Origin of the sequence: Acidomonas methanolica (assembly GCF_004346035.1) — a bacterium.
GTDB lineage: Bacteria > Pseudomonadota > Alphaproteobacteria > Acetobacterales > Acetobacteraceae > Acidomonas > Acidomonas methanolica.
The window spans coordinates 14597-33769 of record NZ_SLZN01000008.1 but is presented as its reverse complement, the minus strand read 5'-3'; the positions used below and the strand labels follow the sequence as shown (position 1 = coordinate 33769).

The window sequence follows — 19173 nt, the reverse complement described above, 5'->3', positions numbered from 1 at the left end:
TCACGGCCTTTCCTGCCCCGGCCCCGTCATGCGATCAGCCGGAACAGCCGCACCCTCAACGCCGCGCCGAACAGCGTGGCCGCCGTGGCCAGCAGCGCGGTCAACACGGTCATGACGGGGAGAAGCGGCTCCAGGAGATGCTCCAGCCGCGCCGTCGTCAAAACCGGATCGTCCCCGCCATGGCCGATCACCGACGTCGCGGCGAGAACGAGAATGATGACGAGGAAAATGGGCAGGTAGACCGCGACCGCGCAACCGATCAGCGGCATGACGAAACGCCGCGAAGCCGCCCACAGACGGTCGATCCCCGGCCAGTCGGGCCAGCTCATGATGGCGGGATAGAGCGGCAGCAGGCGCAGCGCGAAATAGATCGCCCCCAGTTCGATGGCCGCCGTGACCGGACGCGGGAGCGGTACCGGCAAGGCGGCCACGCTCTCCAGCATGCCCAGGACGACGCAGAAAGCCCCCCACCCCGCCAGCCGCACCCAGACGGCAGGCGGCAGCGCGTCCGCCCGCGCGATGCCCAGCAGCGCCGCGCAGAAGCGGAGCGTGAAGGGCAGAGCCAGCAATTGCGCCAGCATATCGGTCAGGAAAGGCAGGTCGCTCTCCTTCGCGCCCTTTCCGGCCAGAAGCGGCACCCCGCCGAGAAGCAGTTCCAGCGTCAGCAACAGCGCCACGGTCGCCTTTTCCTGCCCGGCCAGACGCCAGGCATCGCGCAACGAGGCGCCGATGATCGTCCACATCGACGGCATGCCGCCTCCCGGCCCGGGCGCAACCTTCGCGATTGGCGGAAGAGGCGGCGAATCCCCCGCCCCTTCCCGGCTTTCCTGCTCCATCTCCCCCGGTGTCATGACCCTTCCCGCCCCCCGCTCATGCGGACCGTTTCCAGCCGCGCGGCTGTTGCTGCCAATAGGCCATTCCGTGTCCCGCCGCCTTCGCCGCGCGCCAACGCGCCCGCGCCCGCGCCACGGCGGCTTCGTCCCCGCCGTCGAACAGATCGAACACCCGGCGGAACGCGCCCAGCGCCTCCGCCGCCCAGACCGCCTCCGGCCCGCCATCCGGCAGGAAGAGGAACGCCGCCCCGTTCGGCACGTCCTCGCCCTCGGTCAGCCAGATCGGCTGGCGCGGCCCGTGTCCCATGGCGCGGCTTCCATGCGGCAGCCAGACCGGCTCCCTGGCGCGCCACAGGGCGTCATCCAGCGTCTTGACCTCCGCCCCGTCCCGGCAGCGGACGACCGCCCGCTCCCCCGCGTCGAGCGTGCGGCCCAGCAGGGCGGGCAGCGCCTCCGCCAGCGTGCTGCGCGTGAGGTGATAGAAGCCGATCTCGCTCAAACGGTCAGGCCCCCCGCCCTTCCACATGCTCGCGCACCAGCGCGTCGAGCAGACGCACGCCGAACCCCGTCGCCCCCTTGGGGCCGATCGGTCCGGCGTCGCCGCGCCAGGCGACGCCTGCGATATCCAGATGCGCCCAGGGCGTTTCGCCGACGAACCGGGCAAGGAACTGCGCCGCCGTGATCGAGCCGCCGGGCCGGCCGCCGATATTCTTCATATCCGCGATATCCGAACGCAGGAGCTTGTCGTAGGGCTTGCCCATGGGCATCCGCCAGACCGGCTCGCCCACCGCCTCGCCCCGCGCGAAGATCTCCCCCGCGAGCGCGTCGTCATTGCTGAACAACCCCGCGCGCACGTGACCGAGACTGACCACGATCGCGCCGGTCAGCGTCGCGAGATCGACCATGAAGGCGGGCGAGAAGCGCGCGCGGGCATAGGCCAGCACGTCCGCCAGCACGAGCCGCCCCTCCGCATCGGTGTTCAGCACCTCGATGGTCTGGCCGGAATAGGAGCGCACCACGTCGCCCGGCCGCTGCGCGCCGCCCGAGAGCATGTTCTCGACCAGACCGACGAGCCCGACCACATGCGCCTTCGCCCCGCGCCGGGCCAGTGTCTCCATCAGCCCCACGACCACCGCGGCACCCGCCATGTCGGTCTTCATCTCCTCCATGCCGCCCGCGGGCTTGATGGAAATCCCGCCGGAATCGAAAGTGACACCCTTGCCGACGAACACCGCCGGCGCCTCGTCCCCGTCGCCGCGTCCGCCGCGCCAGCGCATCACGACGAGGCGCGCGCCCGCCTCGCTACCCTGCGCCACCCCGAGCATCGCGCCGAAACCCAGGTCCTGAAGCGCGGACTCGTCGAAACTCTCGATCTCCACCCCCAGATCGCGCAGCGCCTCAATGCGTCGCGCGAATTCCGGCGGGGTCAGCACGTTCGGCGGCTCGGAAACGAGGTCGCGTGTCCGCATCACGCCGCGCGCGACGGCTTCCAGCCCCGTCCAGTCCGCCTCCACCGCCTTCTTGTCGTTCACATGCAACGTCACCATCGCCAGCAGCGGCGTGGACCCGGCGGGTTTCTGCGTGCGATACGGGGTGAAGGCGTATTGCCCCAGCACCGCGCCATAGGCCGCATGCGCGGCGTGCCCTTCGAACTCCGCGGCGAACAGGAAATGCGCCTCGCCCGCCTTGCGGAGCAGCCGCGCCGCCAGTGCCCCGGCGGCCTCCAGCGCCACGGCTTCCGGCGCGTCCGCGCCTCCGCATCCGATCAGCACCAGACGCTCGATGAACGGCGTGGGGGCCAGCAGCACGCAGCTTTGCTCCGCATCTCCCTCGAAGCCGGTCAGGATCACCGCCCGGCGCACCGCGCCGGCCGAAAGCCGGTCGAGCGCCTCGAACAAAGGTTCGCCGTTCTCGAAGCCGCGCCCCACGAACAAGGCGAGTGAAAGGGGCGCCTCGCCGCCTTCGGCCTCAAGGGAAAGACGCGGTCTGATCTGGACATCGAGCATGGGAGAGCGGACTTTCTTCAGACGATCACGTCTGTTTATGACGATATCGCCTGTTTATCGACTGTCACGGTACGGAAAACAAGGAGCGCGGCGCAAGAAGCGCCCGCGGACCGGAATCTCCGCGGCCCGCCATATAACGATTTGACATGGTTGTTATTTCATTATTACACATGTTACGTTGTTGTTTATTGACCTCCCCGAACTCATGGCGTAGGATCGATCGGCTTTCCCCCGCGAGGCCATCATGTTTGTCCTGACCGCCATTCAACCGCTCTATGTCCTGTCCGGCCTCGTCATCGGGTTTCTCGTCGGCATGACCGGGGTCGGCGGCGGATCGCTGATGACTCCGCTGCTCATCCTGGTCTTCGGCGTCCATCCACAGGCCGCCGTGGGCACGGACCTGCTCTACGCCGCCATCACCAAGAGCGTCGGCACCCTGGCCCATGGCAAGCGCGGCGTCATCGACTGGCCGGCCGTCGGCGCGCTGGCGGCGGGCAGCGTGCCCGCCACGCTCCTGACGCTCTGGTGGCTGCATCGGCTCGGCAGCCCCTCCCATGACACCTCGGATATCGTGCGCGTCGCGCTGGGCGTCGCGCTGCTGCTGACTGTCCCCAGCGTGCTCTTCCGCCCCTGGCTGCAAAAATGGTCGCTCGGCCGGGGCGCGTCCATCCCGCCCCGGATGGTCCGGCCGCTCACGATCGCGCTGGGCGCGTGCCTCGGCGTGATGGTCACGATCTCCTCGGTCGGCGCCGGCGCCATCGGCGTCACGGCCCTGATGCTGCTGTACCCGTCCTTCTCCACCGCGCGCATCGTGGGATCGGATATCGCCCATGCCGTGCCGCTCACCCTGATCGCGGGCGCCGGACACTGGGTGATGGGCGACGTGCGCCTGCCCATGCTGATATCCCTGCTCTGCGGATCGATTCCCGGCATCCTGCTCGGCAGTGCCTGCGTCAATACGGTGAGCGACCGCGTTCAGCGCGGCATTCTCGCCACGGTCCTGCTGATCGTCGGCGCCCGGATGGTCTGACCGGTCCGGTGATCCCGTCTTCGGACCGGGCCGTGCGCCCGGCACGGGATAAGGAGCCGGCAATGCGATGCGATAAACGTCATGACGTTGCGCGGAAGTTGCGGTAAGCCGTGTGGCATGATCAAGACCGTTCCTCCCGCCGCACTGTCCGAGACCGTCGCCGACACGGCTCTCCTCGCGCTCGCCACCCGCCTCGCGGGAGAGGCGGCGGAGCTGATCCGTGACATTCGCGCGCGCGGCTTCGCCACCGAGACCAAATCAGACCGCTCCCCGGTGACGGAAGCCGATCATGCCGCCGAGCGTCACATCCTGTCCGGCCTCCGCGCCGCCACGCCGCACATCCCCGCCATCGGCGAGGAGGAGGTCGCCGCCGGGGTCACGACGGAACCCGGCCCCGTCTACTGGCTCGTCGATCCTCTGGACGGCACGCGGGAATTCGTCGCCGGACGGGACGATTTCACCGTGAATATCGGCCTCGTCCGCCATGGCCGCGCGGTGCTGGGGGCGGTCGCGCTCCCGGCCTACGGGCAGATCTACGCGGGGCTGGCAGGAGTCGGGGCGAGCCTGACCGATCGCGAGGGCACGCGCCCCATCCACGCCGTCTCGCCCGGGCCGGAGGGGCTCCGCGTTCTCGCCTCGCGCCATTATTCCGACGATCCGCGCCTCAAGGCCTGGCTCGCCGGGCGCGTCGTCGCCTCGGTGGGCAATATCGGCTCGGCGGCGAAATTCGTGCGCGTGGCGGAGGGTGCGGCCGATTTCTATCCCCGCCTCGGCCCGACCATGGAATGGGACACCGCCGCCCCCCAGGCCGTCGTCGAGGCTGCGGGAGGGGCCGTGCTGGACGAGCACGGCGCGCCGCTGCGCTACGGCAAGCCGGGCTGGCTCAATCCACCGTTCCAGTGCCGGGGCCTGCTGGCGGAGGAGGCGCGCGCGCCATGACCGAACTCCTCAAGGCCGACGCGGCCGGCATCGCCCGCGCCGCCACGCTGCTGCGCACGGGGCATCTTGTCGCCTTCGGGACGGAAACGGTCTACGGGCTGGGCGCGGACGCGACCTCCGACGCGGCGGTGGCGCGAATCTACGCCGCCAAGAACCGGCCGCGCTTCAATCCGCTCATCAACCACGTCGCCAGCGCCGAGGCCGCGTTCCGCCAGGGGGAGGAAAACGCGCTGGCCCGCCTCCTCGCCCAGGCGTTCTGGCCCGGCCCGCTGACGCTCGTCCTGCCGCGGCGGGCCGACGCGACGGTCTGCGATCTCGCCGCCGCCGGGCTGCCCACCCTCGCCCTGCGCGTGCCGCGCGGGGAGACGGTGCAGGCGATGCTGTCCCAGCTCGACATCCCCGTCGCCGCGCCCTCCGCCAACCCGTCCGGCAGCGTCAGCCCCTCCGACGCCTTCCACGTCCTGCGAGGGCTGGGCGGCAGGATCGACGCGGTGCTGGATTCCGGCCCCTGCCCCGTCGGGGTGGAGAGCACCGTGCTCGATCTCAGCCGCGGCGCGCCGATCCTTCTGCGTCCCGGCGGGGTGACGCTCGAGCAGCTCACCGCCGTCTGCGGCCCCGTGCGTCACGCGGACGACCACGGCAGCAAACGTCCCATCTCGCCGGGGCTGATGGCCTCCCATTACGCGCCGGACCTGCCGGTGCGGCTCAACGCGGCGGCGGTGCACCCTGACGAGGCCCTGCTGGCGTTCGGGCCGCCCCTGCCCGGCGCCGGACTCACCTGGAGTCTCAGCGATCGCGGCGATCTGGAAGAGGCCGCTGCCCGCCTCTTCGCCGGTCTGCGTTTCCTCGACAGCGAGGGGCGCAGGCGCGGGTTGCGCGGCATCGCCGCCATGACCATGCCGCGCCACGGGCTGGGCCTCGCCATTCTCGACCGGCTGCGCCGCGCCGCCGCCCCGCGCCCCGTCTCCCTGCCCGACGACGCCGATGACGACGATCTGGCCTCGATCGGCTGAAGCCCGGCTGTCATGAGCGACAATATCGACCCGAAGGAACTGAAGATCCTCTCGGACATCCTCGCCCTCGTCCTCGACGAGCAGGCAGGCCAGGCGGTGAACGCGCTGGAAGCCGTACGCAACCGCGCGCGCCGTAACGCCGTGACGGCGGGCGCGCTGAAGAATCTCTTCGTCGCCATCGCGCCCAACCCGCCCCGCGCGCGCGCCACCCGCACGCGCGCCGCCTCCGGTGCGACGGCGCGCGAGACTCAGGACAGCCGACAGCGTATCCTGACGCTGACCGAGGATCTCCGCCGCCTCGATCTGGACCTGCGCACCTCCCGGGCACGCGTGGAGCAACTGCGCACCGAACTGCATCTGACGCAGGCCGCCCGCGCGGAAATACAGACCCAGCTCGCCAATGCGCGCGCCATGAACCGGCCGCTGCGCATGAGCGTGATCTGGCTGGCCTGTCTGGTCGGGCTGCTGCTAGGCATCGCGGGCACGCAATTCGTCCATACCCTTCTCGACGCGCCGCCCGTCGACAAATCGATCTATCTGCACTGACGCCTTACCGGACAAAGAACCCTCCCGTGACCGAATCCCGAGCCCATCTCCTCTCCCGCCTCGCCGACCTCCTCGGCCCCAAGGGCCTTCTGACAGAGTCCGACGCCATCGCCCCCTATACGCGGGACTGGCGCAGCCTGTTCGAGGGTCCGGCGCTCGCGGTGCTGCGTCCGGCCTCGACGGAGGAGCTTTGCGCGGCGCTCCGCCACATCGCGCGGCACCCCGAACGGATCGACCTCGTGCCGCAAGGCGGCAATACCGGCCTCTGCGGCGGGGCGACGCCCCTTCCCGCCGGGCGGCAGAGCGCGCCGGAGATGATCGTCTCGCTCGAACGGATGCGCGCCGTCGCGCCGGTGGATCGCACGGACGGCACGCTGCTGGCCGAGGCCGGAGTGACGCTGGCGGCGGCGCAGGACGCGGCGGCGGCGGCGGGGATGGTGCTCCCGCTCTCCATCGCCTCGGAAGGATCGGCGCAGATCGGCGGGATCGTCGCCACCAACGCGGGCGGCAGCAAGGCGCTGCGCTACGGCTCGGCGCGCGAACTGGTGGCGGGGCTGGAGGCGGTGCTGGTGGACGGCACGCGGCTGGACCTGCTGCGCTCGCTGCGCAAGGACAATACCGGCTATGCGCTGCGCCAGTTGCTCGTCGGGTCGGAAGGCACGCTGGCCTTCATCACCCGCGCCCGCCTGCGGCTGCGCCCGGCGCTCTCCCGGCGCGAGGTGGCGTTCTGCGCCCTGCCCGACGCCGCCGCCGTCATCCGCCTCTTCGATCTCTTCCAGTCCCGGGCGGGCGATGTGCTGGAGGCGTTCGAGTTCATCGCGGGCGCCGCGATGGAGGTCGCCCTCGCCCATCTGGACGGGCTGACCTTTCCGCTTGCCGAACCGGCGGATGCCTATGTGCTGGTGGAGCTGGCGGGACAGGAAACGACCCTGCGCGAGACGATGGAATCGGTTCTTGAGGCGGCGCTGGAAGGCGACATCGTCACGGACGCCGTGCTTGGCGACTCCGAGGCCCGGAAAGCAGCACTCTGGAAGCTGCGCGAGGAGCAGTCCGAAGCGCAACGCCTCGCGGGCGCGTCGATCAAGCACGATATTTCCGTGCCGGTCCCGTCCGTGCCCGAGTTGATCGACCGCGCCACCGCCGCGTGCCGCGCGCTGCTGCCGGGCGTGCGCGTCTGCCCCTTCGGCCATGTCGGGGACGGCAACATCCATTTCAACCTCGTCCAGCCGGAGGGGATGGACCCGGCGGCCTTCCTCCGCGAGGGCGAGGCGATGACGGACGCGATCCATGACGTCGTCCATGCGCTGGGCGGCTCGTTCTCCGCCGAGCACGGCGTGGGACAGCTCAAGACGGAGATGATGGAAAGCTGGCGCGGCGGGGCGGAACTCGCCCTGATGCGCCGCATCAAGGCCGCGTTCGACCCGGACGGGCGGCTGAACCCCGGCAAGGTGATTCCGCTCGATTGACGCGCGACACCTTCCTTTCAGCGGTGCGGCCCGTCTTTCCGGCGCTCGTGACCCGGATACGCCTGCCGCTGCTGAACCGCTACGTGCTGCGGCAGCTCCTGCTCGGATTGCTGGCCATCACGGGCGGCGCGGTGGCGCTTGTCTGGCTCATGCAGTCGCTGCATTTCGTCTCGCTCGTGGTGGATCGCGGCCTCTCCCTGCGCACCTTCATCGGCCTGACCGCCCTGCTGGTGCCCGGCTTCGTCGCCATCATCCTGCCGATCAGCACCTTTCTCGTCGTGCTCTTCACCTATCAGCGGATGCTGGGCGACCGCGAACTCACCGTGATGCGCGCGGCGGGACGATCGCCCTATCAGCTCGCGCGGCCGGGGCTGATCTGCGCCGTGCTGGCGACGCTGCTCTGCTATGCGCTCAATCTCTGGATCGTGCCGCATTCCTTCCATGCCTTCCGCCGCACGGAGTTCCAGATCCGCAACCGCATGGCGGCATTCCTGTTGCAGGAGGGCGTGTTCGCGCAGATTTCGCCGGACCTGACCGTCTATGTCCGCTCCCGCACCAATGACGGCGAGCTGCACGGCGTCCTGGTCGAGGATGACCGGCAACCCGGCGCCCATGCGACGATCCTGGCGGAACGGGGTTCGATCCTCGTGGTGAAGGACCAGCCGCGCGTGGTGCTCTATAACGGCTCGCGGCAGGAGATCGACCACAAGACGGGGCGGCTCAACGTGCTGAGCTTCGCGCGCAACACGATCGACCTCACCCCCGTCCATCGCGCGACCGAGGAATCGCGCGATGCGGCGGAGATGCCGCTGCGCGACCTGCTGTCGCCGCGCGATCCGGATCTCTCCCGGCAGGACCGGGCGAAATTCGCCGTGGAAGGCTGGCGGCGGCTCACCACGCCGCTTACCGTGCTGTCCTTCGTGATGATCGGCCTCGTCTCGGTGCTGAGCGGCGCGTTCTCCCGCCATGGCGGCATCACCCGGCCGCTGACGGCGATCCTCACCGTGGTAGGACTGCTCGCGCTGTCGCTCATGGTGCAGAACCTTGCCGGGCGCGATCTCCATCTCGTGCCGCTCATGTGGCTGGTCGCGCTCGTGCCGGCCCTGATCGGCGCGCTGCACCTCTTCGGCCCCGAAATGGCGGAGTGGTGGCGGGAGAAATGCGCGGCAAGGAAAGCGGCGCGCCGGACGGCGCGCGGAGGCGGCGATCATGTCGCTTGAGGCTTTCGTCCGCTCGAAGGGCTGGGGAACGGGCGTTTCCGTCACCCTCTCCCTCTATCTCGCGCGACAATTCACCGCGGCCGTCATGGCCATGATCCTGGCGCTGACCGGGCTGGTCTCGCTCTTCGACTGCATCGACCTGTTGCGGCGCGTGGCCAGCAAGCCCCATGTGCCGTCCAGCATGGCGCTCAAGATCGCCTGCCTGCACATCCCCTATTTCGCCATCACCATCCTGCCGTTCGGCGTGCTGCTGGGCGGCATCGTGTGCTTCTGGCGGCTGACCCGCTCCTCGGAGCTGATCGTCGCGCGGGCGGCCGGGATTTCCGCCTGGCAGTTCCTCGCCGCGCCCCTCGCCTGCGCCCTGCTGATCGGCACGACGGCGACGACGCTCGTCACCCCGCTCTCCTCCATGATGTACCGCAGGGCGGAGCTTCTCGACGACACCTATCTGCGCACCGGCGGCGGCCCTCTGGCGCTGAACGGCGGATCGCTCTGGGTCCGCCAGCCGGATCGCCAGAACGGCGCTGATGGGGTGGCGATCCTTTACGCGCGCGTCGTTCACATGCGCGGCGGCACGATCCATCTCCAGGAGGTGTCCGTCTTCCGGCTCGGCGATCACGACCGCCTCGTCCTGCGGATCGAGGCGCCGCGCGGCGAACTCGACCCCGGCCACTGGACGCTGGAGGATGCGTCCTCCATCCGTCCCGACCATCTGCCGGTTCCAGCGGGGACCTACGAACTGCCCACCAACCTGACCGTTCCGCGCGTGGAGGAGAGTTTCGCCTCGCCGGAAACCATGTCCGTCTGGGCGTTGCCGGGGTTCATCCGCCTTCTGGAACGGTCCGGCTTCACCTCCATTCGCCACAGGTTGCATTTTCAGACACTGCTGGCGCTTCCCATATTGGCCGGAACGATGGCATTGGTGGCGGCAGGATTCTCGATGCGTCCCAGCCGGAGGGGCGGTGTCGCGCGGATGATCGGCTCGGGCGTCGCCGCTGGCTTCGTGCTCTTCACCGTCTCCAAGGTCGCGGCGCAGTTCGGGGAATCCGGCGCGCTTCCGCCCGTTCTCGCCGCATGGGCGCCGACGGGGGCGGGGCTGTGCCTGGCGATCGCATTGCTGCTGCACCTGGAGGATGGTTGATGAGAAGAGGGCGCGGCGGAATGGGCAACGCGCGACGGGGTATCTGGATCGCAGCCACGATTCTCACGGGAACGGCGACTCTCGCGCCCGCCATGGCGGCGGGGACGAAGGCGCAGTCCGGTCCGAAGGTCCAGATCGGCAAGCCGACCAGCGCCGCCGATCCCGTGACCTATCTCACCGATCACGAGAGCTACGACCAGAAGAACGGCATCGCCACATGGTGGGGCAACGTTCAGGTCTGGCAGGGCGACCATGCCCTGCGCGCCGACAGGATCACCTATGACCGCAACACCGGCGTGATGGCCGCGCGCGGGCATGTGGCGATCGTCGAGCCCGACGGCAGCACCACCTACGCCTCCTATGTCGAGCTTTCCAACGGAATGCATGACGGCATCGCCACGGGCATCTATCTGCGCATGGAGGACAACGCCAAGCTCGCCGCGAACGGCATGCGCCGGACGGGCGGCCAGATCAACGAAATGACGCATGCGGTCTATACCGCCTGCAAGCCCTGCGCCGCCAACCCCGCCGCGCCGGCCTTCTGGCAGTTGCGCGCCTATGGCGCGACGCAGGATGTCGAGCACAAGCGCATCGAGTTCACCCATGCCTGGATGGACATACTGGGCATCCCGGTGATCTATTTCCCGACCTTCTCCATGTCCGACCCCACGGTGAAGCGGCAGAGCGGCTTCCTCACCACCGGCATCAGCCCGCATGACCGCTGGCTCGGCACCTATATGACCATTCCCTATTTCTGGGCGATCGACGACCAGCAGGATCTGACGGTCCAGGGGCTGATCTCCAGCCGCACCGGCCCGCAGATCAGCGGGCTGTACCGCAACGCGATGAATTTCGGCAAGATCTCCGCGATCGCCGGCGTCGCCTACGACACGCACCGGACGAGCTCGTTCGTCAACGCGTTCGGCAATGACGTGGGCTCGACCAGCGAGCACGGCATCCAGGGCTATGTCCGAGGCATGGCGGAATTCGACATCAATCGCTGGTGGCGCGCCGGGGTCAATGTCAATCTCGCCTCATCCGCCAACTACATGCGCGATTACCGCATCTCCGGCTACGGCAACGAATTCCTCAATTCGACCGCCTATCTGGAGGGATTCGGCGTCGGCGCCTACGCGCGGCTGGACGGCTCCTTCTTCCAGGGCCTCAACCAGGGCGTCATTCACGACGCCGAACTGCCCTATGTCCTGCCGCGCCTGACCTACGCCTTCCAGGGGAAGCCGGACGCATGGGGCGGGACGTTCTCGCTCCATACGACCGATTTCGACCTCTATCGCGCCAGCGGCGTGTCTGATCAGCGCGGCGAGGTCCAGATGAACTGGGACCGCCCCTTCCGCAACACGCTCGGCCAGATCTGGCTGCTGACCCTGCGGGTCGATTCGATGCTCTATCGCGGCAACGATCTCTACCAACAGCCGGCCTGGTACGGCACGGGCCGCAACCATACGGCCGGCCAGGTTCTTCCCACCATCGCGCTGAAGCTGAACTGGCCGTTCCTCCGCGGCTTCGCCCACGGGCACGGCACGCAGGTGTTCGAACCCGTCGCCCAGATCATCGCCGCGCCCAACAGCGGCAACAGCGCCACCCGCTTCCTGCCGAACGAGGACAGTCTCTCGTACGAATTCACCGATACGACATTGTTCTCGCTCAATCGCTGGCAGGGGACGGATCGGCTGGACGGCGGCCTGCGCGCCAATTTCGGCCTCCACAACAACTGGAGCTGGCGCGGCCACGCGATCGACGTGCTGATCGGCGAAAGCGTGCAGGAGCATATCCAGCACAATCGCGTCCCCTATTCCGGCCTGGACCACACCTTGTCGGACCCGGTGGGGCGCATCCGTTTCTCGCCCAGCAAATTTATCGATCTGACCGCCCGCGGCCGCTACAATCCGTGGCGCAAGGCCTTCGATTACGGGGAAGGGCTGATCAGCACCGGCGTGCCGATCTTCCACATCAATGCGGGCTATGTCTACGAGCCCGTGACGCCATACTATTATTACGCCACCAATTACCGCCAGAACGGCCCGACCTCCGCATGGTACACGCCGATGAGCGAGATTTCCGGCGGATTCTCCAGCCAATGGCGGAACTACCATCTCTCCGTCTTCGGCCGCCGCTCGCTCGCCCGGCATCAATTCGTGAGCCTCGGCGGCGACATCGGCTATGCGAATGACTGCTTCGGCTTGGACATCCTGGCCATCAAGCAATATACCTCGATTGGCGGGCAGCAGCGGAATACGACCGTGCTGTTCAACTTCACGTTCAAGACGATCGGCACTTTCGGAATCAACGGCTGACACAACCCTGATGATCCTTTCCCCTCCAGTCGCCCGCTTCGGCCTCCTCGCCGGTCTCCTTGCCGGACTCCTTGCACCCGCCGCGGCGCAGGCCGCGCCTCGGCATCAGCAGGCCGACGCCACCTCCCCGAAGGCACATGCGCCCGCCGCGCCGGAGGCGACGCCGCCCGAAGACTCCATCGTCGCCGTCGTCAACGGCCAGGTGCTGACCCAGCGCGACGTCGATAATCGCGGCCGCCTCTTCGCGCTCTCCACCGGATTGTCGATCAGCCCGGAACTGATGGCCCGGCTGCGTCCGCAGATCGTCCACCAGCTCATCGTGGAACGCTACAAGACGCAGGAAATCCTCAAGCGCCATATCAACATCCCGCCGGAGCAGATCGCCCAGTCCATCGCGGGGATCGAACAGCGCAACGGCATGCCGAAGAACGCCCTGCGCGATCACCTCGCCCAGGACGGCGTCTCGCTGACCACGCTGATCGACCAGATCCGCGTGCAGCTCGGCTGGATGCAGGTCCTGCGCGAGCAGATCGCCGATAGCGGCCATATCACCGCCCAGCAGATCGCCCAGCGCGAGGCCGCCCTGCAAGCGGAGGAAGGCCGGCCGCAGTACATGGTCAGCGAGATCTTCATCCCCGTCGCCGATCCCCGGCACGATCAGCAGGAACTCGATTTCACCAAGACCATCATCGCGCAGCTTCGCGAAGGCGCGCCCTTCCCGATCGTCGCGGCCCAGTTCTCGCAATCCCAGACGGCGCTGAACGGCGGCGCGATGGGCTGGGTGCAGGAAGACAATCTCGACCAGCCCGTCGCCGCCATCGTCCGGGCCATGCCCGTGGGCGCGATCTCGAATCCCATTCGCGTGCCGGGCGGCTATGTGATCGCGACGGTCACTGCGAAACGAACGGTCGGGCATCAGAACGCGACCGTCCTGACCATCCGTCAGGCATTCTTCCCGTTCGAGGCGCCGCTGAATCCGCAGGCGCCGACGGACCAGCAGAAAATGCAATTGCAGAAGGCGACCGCCGCCGCCGCGTCCATTCATGACTGCACGCAGATGGAGGCGCTCAATACCCAGCTCGGCGTCGCGGATTCCCATCCCAGCAATCCCGGCCCGATCATTCTCGAACGCGTCAATCCGCAGATGCAGGCCGTGCTGGCGCATCTCGGCGACGGGCAGGCCAGCCGCCCGCTGGTCTCGCGCGACGGCATCGCCCTGCTCATCGTCTGCTCGCGCCAGCAGAAGAACGTCGCCCAGCAGACACCGAGCGAAATCGCGGACGAGTTGATGAACGAGCGTGTGGAGCAGGCCTCCCGCCAGTTGGCCCGCGATCTCGAACGCCGCTCCATCATCCAGATGCGCGATGAACCTGCACACGCCGCCGAGACGCCGGAGAGCAAGACGCCCGCGAGCGGCAAGACGCAGGGGAAACAGGCAAGCTGAGCGCCCTGCCCGGTCTCGCCGAGACCATTCGCGCCCATGGGCTCGACGCCCGCAAGGCGCTCGGCCAGCACTTCCTGCTCGATCCGTCGATCACCGCGCGCATCGCCTCCCTCGCGGGCGATCTGCGCGGACGGCAGGTGGTGGAGATCGGCCCCGGCCCGGGCGGCCTCACCCGCGCCCTGCTCGACACCCCCGCAGCCCATGTCTTCGCCGTGGAGATCGACCGGCGCGCCTGGCCGGCGATCGAGGAACTGGCGAACCATCACCCCGGCCGCCTTACGCTCGTCCCCGCCGATGCGACGACGCTGGATGCCGCCAGCCTCTGCCCGGCCCCACGTCAGATCGTCGCCAATCTCCCCTATAATGTCGGCACGCCGCTGCTGGTCGGCTGGCTGCGCCAGGCCGCGCTCTGGGAACGGCTGACGCTGATGTTCCAGATGGAAGTCGCCGAGCGCATCTGCGCCGCGCCCGATACCGGCGCGTACGGGCGGCTCGCCGTGCTCGCCCAGTGGTGCGCCGACTGTCACCTGCTGATGAAGATTCCGCCCGGCGCGTTCTCTCCGCCGCCCAAGGTTCACTCCGCCGTGGTGAGCCTGACGCCTTACCCCGCCCAGCCGGACGCCGCCCTCTTCGCCTCCATGGAGCGCCTCACCGCCCTCGCCTTCGGGCAGAGGCGCAAGATGCTGCGTTCCTCGCTGAAGCCGCTGGGCGGGGACGCCTTCCTCGAACGCGCGGGCATCGCAGGGACGAGACGGGCGGAAACGCTCTCGGTGCAGGAATTCGCGACTCTCGCGGCGCTTCTGCTCTCGTCATCGGACCGAGTTTTCTGACGGTTCCGGCTGGGACGCGGCCCAGCACGCCATCATCAGCACGGGCACCAGAAAGAACAGGCTCGCATAGCTCATGAGAATCGCAGCGAGGCCATAAGTGCCGCCCAGACCGCTCATCGAGAAAAAAGGCACGGTGGCGGCAAGCACCACGGGACCGAAAATGCGTCCCCAGCGACCGGCCCCGGGATGAACGGTGGCCCAGGAGCGTCTGGCGAAGGTGGAGTACACCCGAGGCAGACTCACGCAGGAGAAGCGAATCGCCAGCCAGAGCGCGAACCCGGTGACGAAGGGGAAAAGCACCCAGCCGGGAACGCCGAGCCCGCGCGCCAGAAGGGCCATGTCCGCATGGGAGGCGAGAGCGCGGATCGGCGCATAGCTCCACACATTGAATACGTTGAAGGCCGCGACCCATGTCAGCGACCAGAGGAGCATAATTTTCCCGCGACCGGGCGTCTGCGTCCCGCACGTCAGAACAAGAAGCAGGCGATCGCACAGGATCGCCGCGCCGCCATTGGCGAGAAGCGGACCGGCGGCGGCGATCAGAGCCGCCTGAAGACCATGGCCACTCGCGAAAATCGGGCCGTAATCGACGTTGTCGTCGACCTGCTGCTGCATGAGGATGTTGTCGATGGTGGGCCGGCCGTAGCCAAGCGCAAGCGGGTCCGCCATCCAGCCGAGACCCCACGCGGTAAAGGTATGGGCGAACTCATGCAGAAAAAAATCGCAGGCATGGGCAAGAAGCACGGAAACGAGAACCGCGCCTCCCACCCCGAGCGGAATCAACAGTCTGTTCAGCCGTGCCGCGACGTCCCGTTCGCCTCTCATGCGGCTTCGCGCGCGCCCTCTTCCACCGGCAGCCGGATGAGATAGTCGAAGGCCGAGAGCGCTGCGGTCGCGCCTTCGCCGACGGCGACGACGATCTGCTTGTACGGCGTCGTCGTCGCATCCCCTGCCGCGAACACGCCGGGCGCCGAAGTCGCGCCATGCGCATCCACCACGATCTCCCCGCGCTCGGACAGCGTCACCGCGCCGCGCAGCCATTCCGTGTTCGGCACGAGGCCGATCTGCACGAAAATCCCGTCCAGCACGATCTCATGCGCCTGCTCCGTCCGGCGATCGCGATAATGCAGACTCGTCACCTTCCGCCCGTCGCCCACGACCTCCGTTGTCAGGGCGTGGGTAATGACCGTCACGTTCGGCAGCGAGTGCAGCTTGGTCTGCAACACGGCATCGGCGCGCAGGGAGTCGGCGAATTCGAGCAGCGTGACATGCTGGACGATCCCCGCGAGGTCGATCGCCGCCTCCACGCCGCTGTTGCCGCCGCCGATCACGGCCACGCGCTTGCCCTTGAAGAGCGGACCGTCGCAATGCGGGCAATAGGCGACGCCCTTGGTGCGGTAGATATCCTCGCCGGGGACATTCATGTGCCGCCAGCGCGCGCCGGGGGCGAGGACCAGCGTCTTCGCATGCAGGATCGCGCCGTTTTCGAGATGCAACTCGTGCAGCCCGCCGTTCCGGGAGGCGGGAACGAGCGCCGCGGCCTTCTGCCCGGTCATGATATCGACATCATAGGCACGGACATGCTGTTCCAGCGCGGCGGCGAATTTCGGACCGTCCGTTTCCGGCACCGAGACGTAGTTCTCGATCGCCATGGTGTCGAGCACCTGCCCGCCGAACCGCTCGCCGAGAAGGCCGGTGCGGAGTCCCTTGCGCGCGTCATAGACCGCCGCCGCCGCACCGGCGGGGCCGGCTCCGACGATCAGCACGTCGAAAGGCGCCTTCTCCCCCAGCGCCGCCGCCTTGCGCGCGACGGCGCCGGCATCGAGTTTGGCGAGAATCGCTTCGATATCCATGCGGCCCGAGGCGAAGGGCTCGCCGTTCAGATAGACCTGCGGGACGGACATGATGCCCCGCGCCGCGACCTCCGCCTGAAACAGCGCGCCGTCGATCATCGTGTGATGCACATGCGGGTTGAGGGCGCACATGGCGTTCAGCGCCTGCACCACGTCCGGGCAGTTCTGGCAGGAGAGCGACACGAAGGTCTCGAAATGGAATTCGCCCGTCAGCGCGCGGATCTGATCCGCCTCTTCCGGCGCGATCCTGGGCGGGTATCCGCCGATCTGGAGCAGGGCGAGCACCAGCGAGGTGAATTCATGCCCCAGCGGAATGGCGGCGAAGGTCGTGCTCGCCCCGCCTGAGGCCCGACGGACGGTGAAGGCGGGACGCCGCTCGGCGTCCGCGCTCTCCGTCACGCTCACCTTGTCCGACAGGCCGGCGATCTCGTCGAGCAGGGTCTTCATCTCCCCGGACGCCGCGCTGTCGTCGAGTGCGGCGTCGAGCACGATGGGCTCGGCGAGACGGGTGAGGTAGGAGCGGAGCTGGTCCTTGAGTGCCGGGTCGAGCATGAGACTCTTGTTCCTTGTCTGGGAGGGGATCGGGAGGTCGGGAAGAGTCGGGTCTTCGGCGCCCGCAAAGGCTCCGTCCGACGAAATGACTGGAGATGTGGTCAGGGACGTGCCCCGGCGCAATGGGAAGCCGCAACGAGCGGGCGCGGCGCATGTTCGTCGGCGCATGTTCGACAGTACGGCGCGACGTCGCGCTGCCGGACAGGCGCGGGAGAGGAGGAGATCGGGCCGCCTCTCAGACGGCGGCCCGATCTCCCGCCCGCGTCAGATCTTGCCGACGAGGTCCAGCGACGGCTTCAGCGTCTCGCCGCCTTCCGTCCACTTGGCGGGGCAGACCTCGCCCGGATGGCTGGCGACATACTGGGCGGCCTGAATCTTGCCGAGCAGTTCGGTCGCGCTGCGGCCGACGCCGCCCGCCGTGATCTCGATATACTGGATCTTGCCCTCCGGATCGACCAGGAAGGTGCCGCGATCGGCCATTCCGGCTTCCTCGATCATCACGTCGAAATTGCGCGCGATCGTGCCCGTCGGATCGCCCAGCATGACATAGGTGATCTTGCTGATGGCCGGGGAGGTGTCGTGCCACGCCTTGTGCGTGAAGTGCTTGTCGGTCGAGACGGCATAGATCTCGACGCCGAGCTTCTGGAATTCGGCATAATGATCGGCAAGGTCTTCCAGCTCAGTCGGGCAGACGAAGGTGAAATCGGCGGGATAGAAGAAGAAGACGCCCCACTTGCCTTTGACGTCCTCATCGGACACCTTGATGAACTTTCCGTTATGAAAGGCGTCGGTCGAGAAGGGTTTGATCGGGGAGTTGATGCGCGCCATTGAGGACTCCTAAGGCTGTTGCTTGGTTGCTGCCTGACAACCTCATTCTTCCACGAACCATCCTCTCCGGCAAACTGGTCGTTCCAATTTCATTTATAGGTAAAACCGGACTATCAATCCGGTCGCACCAGGATTATTTATAGCATATGGCTTATATCCCGCTGGCGGGGCTTTCCCTGCGCGACATCGAATATGTGGTCGCCGTGGACGACCTCCGGAATTTTTCCCGCGCGGCGGAACGCTGCGGCGTCAGTCAGGCCGGATTGTCCGAGCAGGTCCGCAAGCTCGAATCGCTGCTGAACGTGCCCCTGTTCGAGCGTACGCGCCGCCATGTCGTGCCGACGGCGGACGGCGCGCGCCTCATTGCCCATTGCCGCGAGATCCTGATCGCCGCGCGAACGCTGCTCGAAGTCGCGCGCGCACACACCGGCCCGCTCGAAGGGGTGCTCCGCATCGGGGTCATCGCCACGCTGGGGCCGTATTATGTCCCGTCCCTGCTCCCGCTGCTACGCCGGAGCTACCCGCAACTTACGCTGCAACTGACCGAGGGCCTGACCCATCCGATGCTGGGCCGCCTCCGCGACAACGAACTCGACCTCGTGATCGCCGCGCTGCCGGTGGCCGGCGACACCACCCGCAGCGCGCCCCTGTTCGACGAGCCCTTCGTCGCGGCCTTTCCCCTCGGCCATCCGTTGACCACCGAAGCCGTGCTGACGGAGCGCGATCTGGCCGGGCCGGACCTCCTGCTGCTGGAGGACGGGCATTGCCTGCGGGATCAGGCGCTGTCGCTCTGCGGCATGGCGCATCAGGAAAGCCATCGCCTGGCCACAAGTCTGGAAATGCTCTGGCATATGGTCGGGGCGGGAGAAGGGTATTCACTCTTCCCGCTTCTCGCCCTTCGTCATCGTGAGGCGCTGGCCGAGTTCATCGTCACCCGCCCGGTGCCGGGGGCCCGCCGCCATATCGGGCTGATCTGGCGCGCGTCGGACCCTCGCGGGGCGGCCTTCTCGGAATTCGCGGGCTTTCTCCGCGATCATCCGCCGGAAGGAGTCATGACAGCGTCGGACGAGGCCGCCGTCCCCGAAATGGAAACCGCCCGGGCCTGAAGTAGAAACAATGAAAGGGAGCATTCCAGCCGAACCGGAATTCGGCAGGAA

The 19173-nt window shown here is 67.9% G+C and carries 17 protein-coding genes; 11 read left to right on the top strand and 6 right to left on the bottom strand.

All coding sequences use genetic code 11. From position 1 onward, the window contains the following. Window positions 1-26: 26 nt before the first annotated feature. From EDC31_RS08185 to EDC31_RS08175, 3 genes are read right to left on the bottom strand one after another with little or no spacing between them, the layout of a single operon-like run. A complete protein-coding gene (locus EDC31_RS08185; protein WP_132126993.1) occupies window positions 27-851 on the bottom strand; it encodes a hypothetical protein in 825 nt (274 codons plus the stop codon). A gap of 19 nt (window positions 852-870) precedes the next feature. Further along, the gene (locus EDC31_RS08180) at window positions 871-1332 is read right to left on the bottom strand and encodes a DNA polymerase III subunit chi (RefSeq protein WP_042058814.1); all 462 of its coding nucleotides are present in this window, start codon (window positions 1330-1332) and stop codon (window positions 871-873) included. Window positions 1333-1336: 4 nt separating this feature from the next. Beyond that, window positions 1337-2839, bottom strand: a complete 1503-nt coding sequence (locus EDC31_RS08175; RefSeq protein ID WP_042058811.1) for a leucyl aminopeptidase — start codon at window positions 2837-2839, stop codon at window positions 1337-1339. 244 nt (window positions 2840-3083) lie between these two features. Here EDC31_RS08175 and EDC31_RS08170 point away from each other — a divergent pair, with 244 nt between their 5' ends. The 10 genes from EDC31_RS08170 to rsmA all read left to right on the top strand — a co-directional run bounded on the left by EDC31_RS08170 (window position 3084) and on the right by rsmA (window position 14783). Continuing rightward, entirely contained in the window at window positions 3084-3869 is a 786-nt protein-coding gene (locus EDC31_RS08170) for a sulfite exporter TauE/SafE family protein (protein ID WP_042058809.1), read from the top strand. Between the two features lie 117 nt (window positions 3870-3986). Continuing rightward, on the top strand, window positions 3987-4808 hold the full coding sequence (gene cysQ / locus EDC31_RS08165) for a 3'(2'),5'-bisphosphate nucleotidase CysQ (protein WP_042058805.1): 822 nt from the start codon (window positions 3987-3989) through the stop codon (window positions 4806-4808). Then, window positions 4805-5821 carry an L-threonylcarbamoyladenylate synthase gene (locus EDC31_RS08160; RefSeq protein ID WP_042058802.1) on the top strand — a complete coding sequence of 339 codons (1017 nt, stop codon included), beginning with the start codon at window positions 4805-4807 and terminating at the stop codon, window positions 5819-5821. The genes cysQ and EDC31_RS08160 overlap by 4 nt, the downstream gene beginning before the upstream one ends. 12 nt (window positions 5822-5833) lie before the next feature. Next, window positions 5834-6367 (top strand): hypothetical protein, encoded by a 534-nt coding sequence (locus EDC31_RS08155; protein ID WP_042058800.1) that lies wholly within the window; start codon window positions 5834-5836, stop codon window positions 6365-6367. A 26-nt stretch (window positions 6368-6393) separates the two neighbouring features. Next, window positions 6394-7833 carry an FAD-binding oxidoreductase gene (locus tag EDC31_RS08150; RefSeq protein WP_042058798.1) on the top strand — a complete coding sequence of 480 codons (1440 nt, stop codon included), beginning with the start codon at window positions 6394-6396 and terminating at the stop codon, window positions 7831-7833. Window positions 7834-7856: 23 nt separating this feature from the next. Further along, window positions 7857-9053: an LPS export ABC transporter permease LptF gene (gene lptF, locus EDC31_RS08145; protein ID WP_186820005.1), complete on the top strand. Its 1197-nt coding sequence runs from the start codon at window positions 7857-7859 to the stop codon at window positions 9051-9053. After that, complete coding sequence (lptG, locus tag EDC31_RS08140; protein ID WP_042058796.1) at window positions 9043-10194, top strand: LPS export ABC transporter permease LptG; 1152 nt, start codon at window positions 9043-9045, stop codon at window positions 10192-10194. The genes lptF and lptG overlap by 11 nt, the downstream gene beginning before the upstream one ends. Further along, window positions 10194-12509 (top strand): LPS-assembly protein LptD, encoded by a 2316-nt coding sequence (locus EDC31_RS08135; RefSeq protein WP_042058794.1) that lies wholly within the window; start codon window positions 10194-10196, stop codon window positions 12507-12509. Before lptG ends, EDC31_RS08135 begins: the two co-directional genes overlap by 1 nt. A 10-nt stretch (window positions 12510-12519) precedes the next feature. After that, a complete protein-coding gene (locus tag EDC31_RS08130) occupies window positions 12520-13953 on the top strand; it encodes a peptidylprolyl isomerase (protein ID WP_081797588.1) in 1434 nt (477 codons plus the stop codon). Further along, the gene (rsmA, locus tag EDC31_RS08125; RefSeq protein ID WP_042058792.1) at window positions 13950-14783 is read left to right on the top strand and encodes a 16S rRNA (adenine(1518)-N(6)/adenine(1519)-N(6))-dimethyltransferase RsmA; all 834 of its coding nucleotides are present in this window, start codon (window positions 13950-13952) and stop codon (window positions 14781-14783) included. Before EDC31_RS08130 ends, rsmA begins: the two co-directional genes overlap by 4 nt. On the opposite strand, the gene EDC31_RS17920 is transcribed toward rsmA, so the two are convergent. The 3 genes from EDC31_RS17920 to ahpC form a co-directional block, all read right to left on the bottom strand. Beyond that, window positions 14763-15608: a hypothetical protein gene (locus tag EDC31_RS17920; RefSeq protein ID WP_186820004.1), complete on the bottom strand. Its 846-nt coding sequence runs from the start codon at window positions 15606-15608 to the stop codon at window positions 14763-14765. The two genes, rsmA and EDC31_RS17920, sit on opposite strands and share 21 nt — an antisense overlap. Next, window positions 15605-17188 carry an alkyl hydroperoxide reductase subunit F gene (gene ahpF, locus EDC31_RS08115; RefSeq protein ID WP_042058790.1) on the bottom strand — a complete coding sequence of 528 codons (1584 nt, stop codon included), beginning with the start codon at window positions 17186-17188 and terminating at the stop codon, window positions 15605-15607. The genes EDC31_RS17920 and ahpF overlap by 4 nt, the downstream gene beginning before the upstream one ends. A gap of 264 nt (window positions 17189-17452) precedes the next feature. Then, window positions 17453-18016, bottom strand: a complete 564-nt coding sequence (gene ahpC, locus EDC31_RS08110) for an alkyl hydroperoxide reductase subunit C (RefSeq protein WP_042058788.1) — start codon at window positions 18014-18016, stop codon at window positions 17453-17455. 146 nt (window positions 18017-18162) lie between these two features. Between ahpC and EDC31_RS08105 the strand changes: the two genes are divergently transcribed. After that, on the top strand, window positions 18163-19122 hold the full coding sequence (locus tag EDC31_RS08105) for a hydrogen peroxide-inducible genes activator (RefSeq protein ID WP_042058786.1): 960 nt from the start codon (window positions 18163-18165) through the stop codon (window positions 19120-19122). The last annotated feature ends 51 nt before the right edge of the window (window positions 19123-19173 follow it).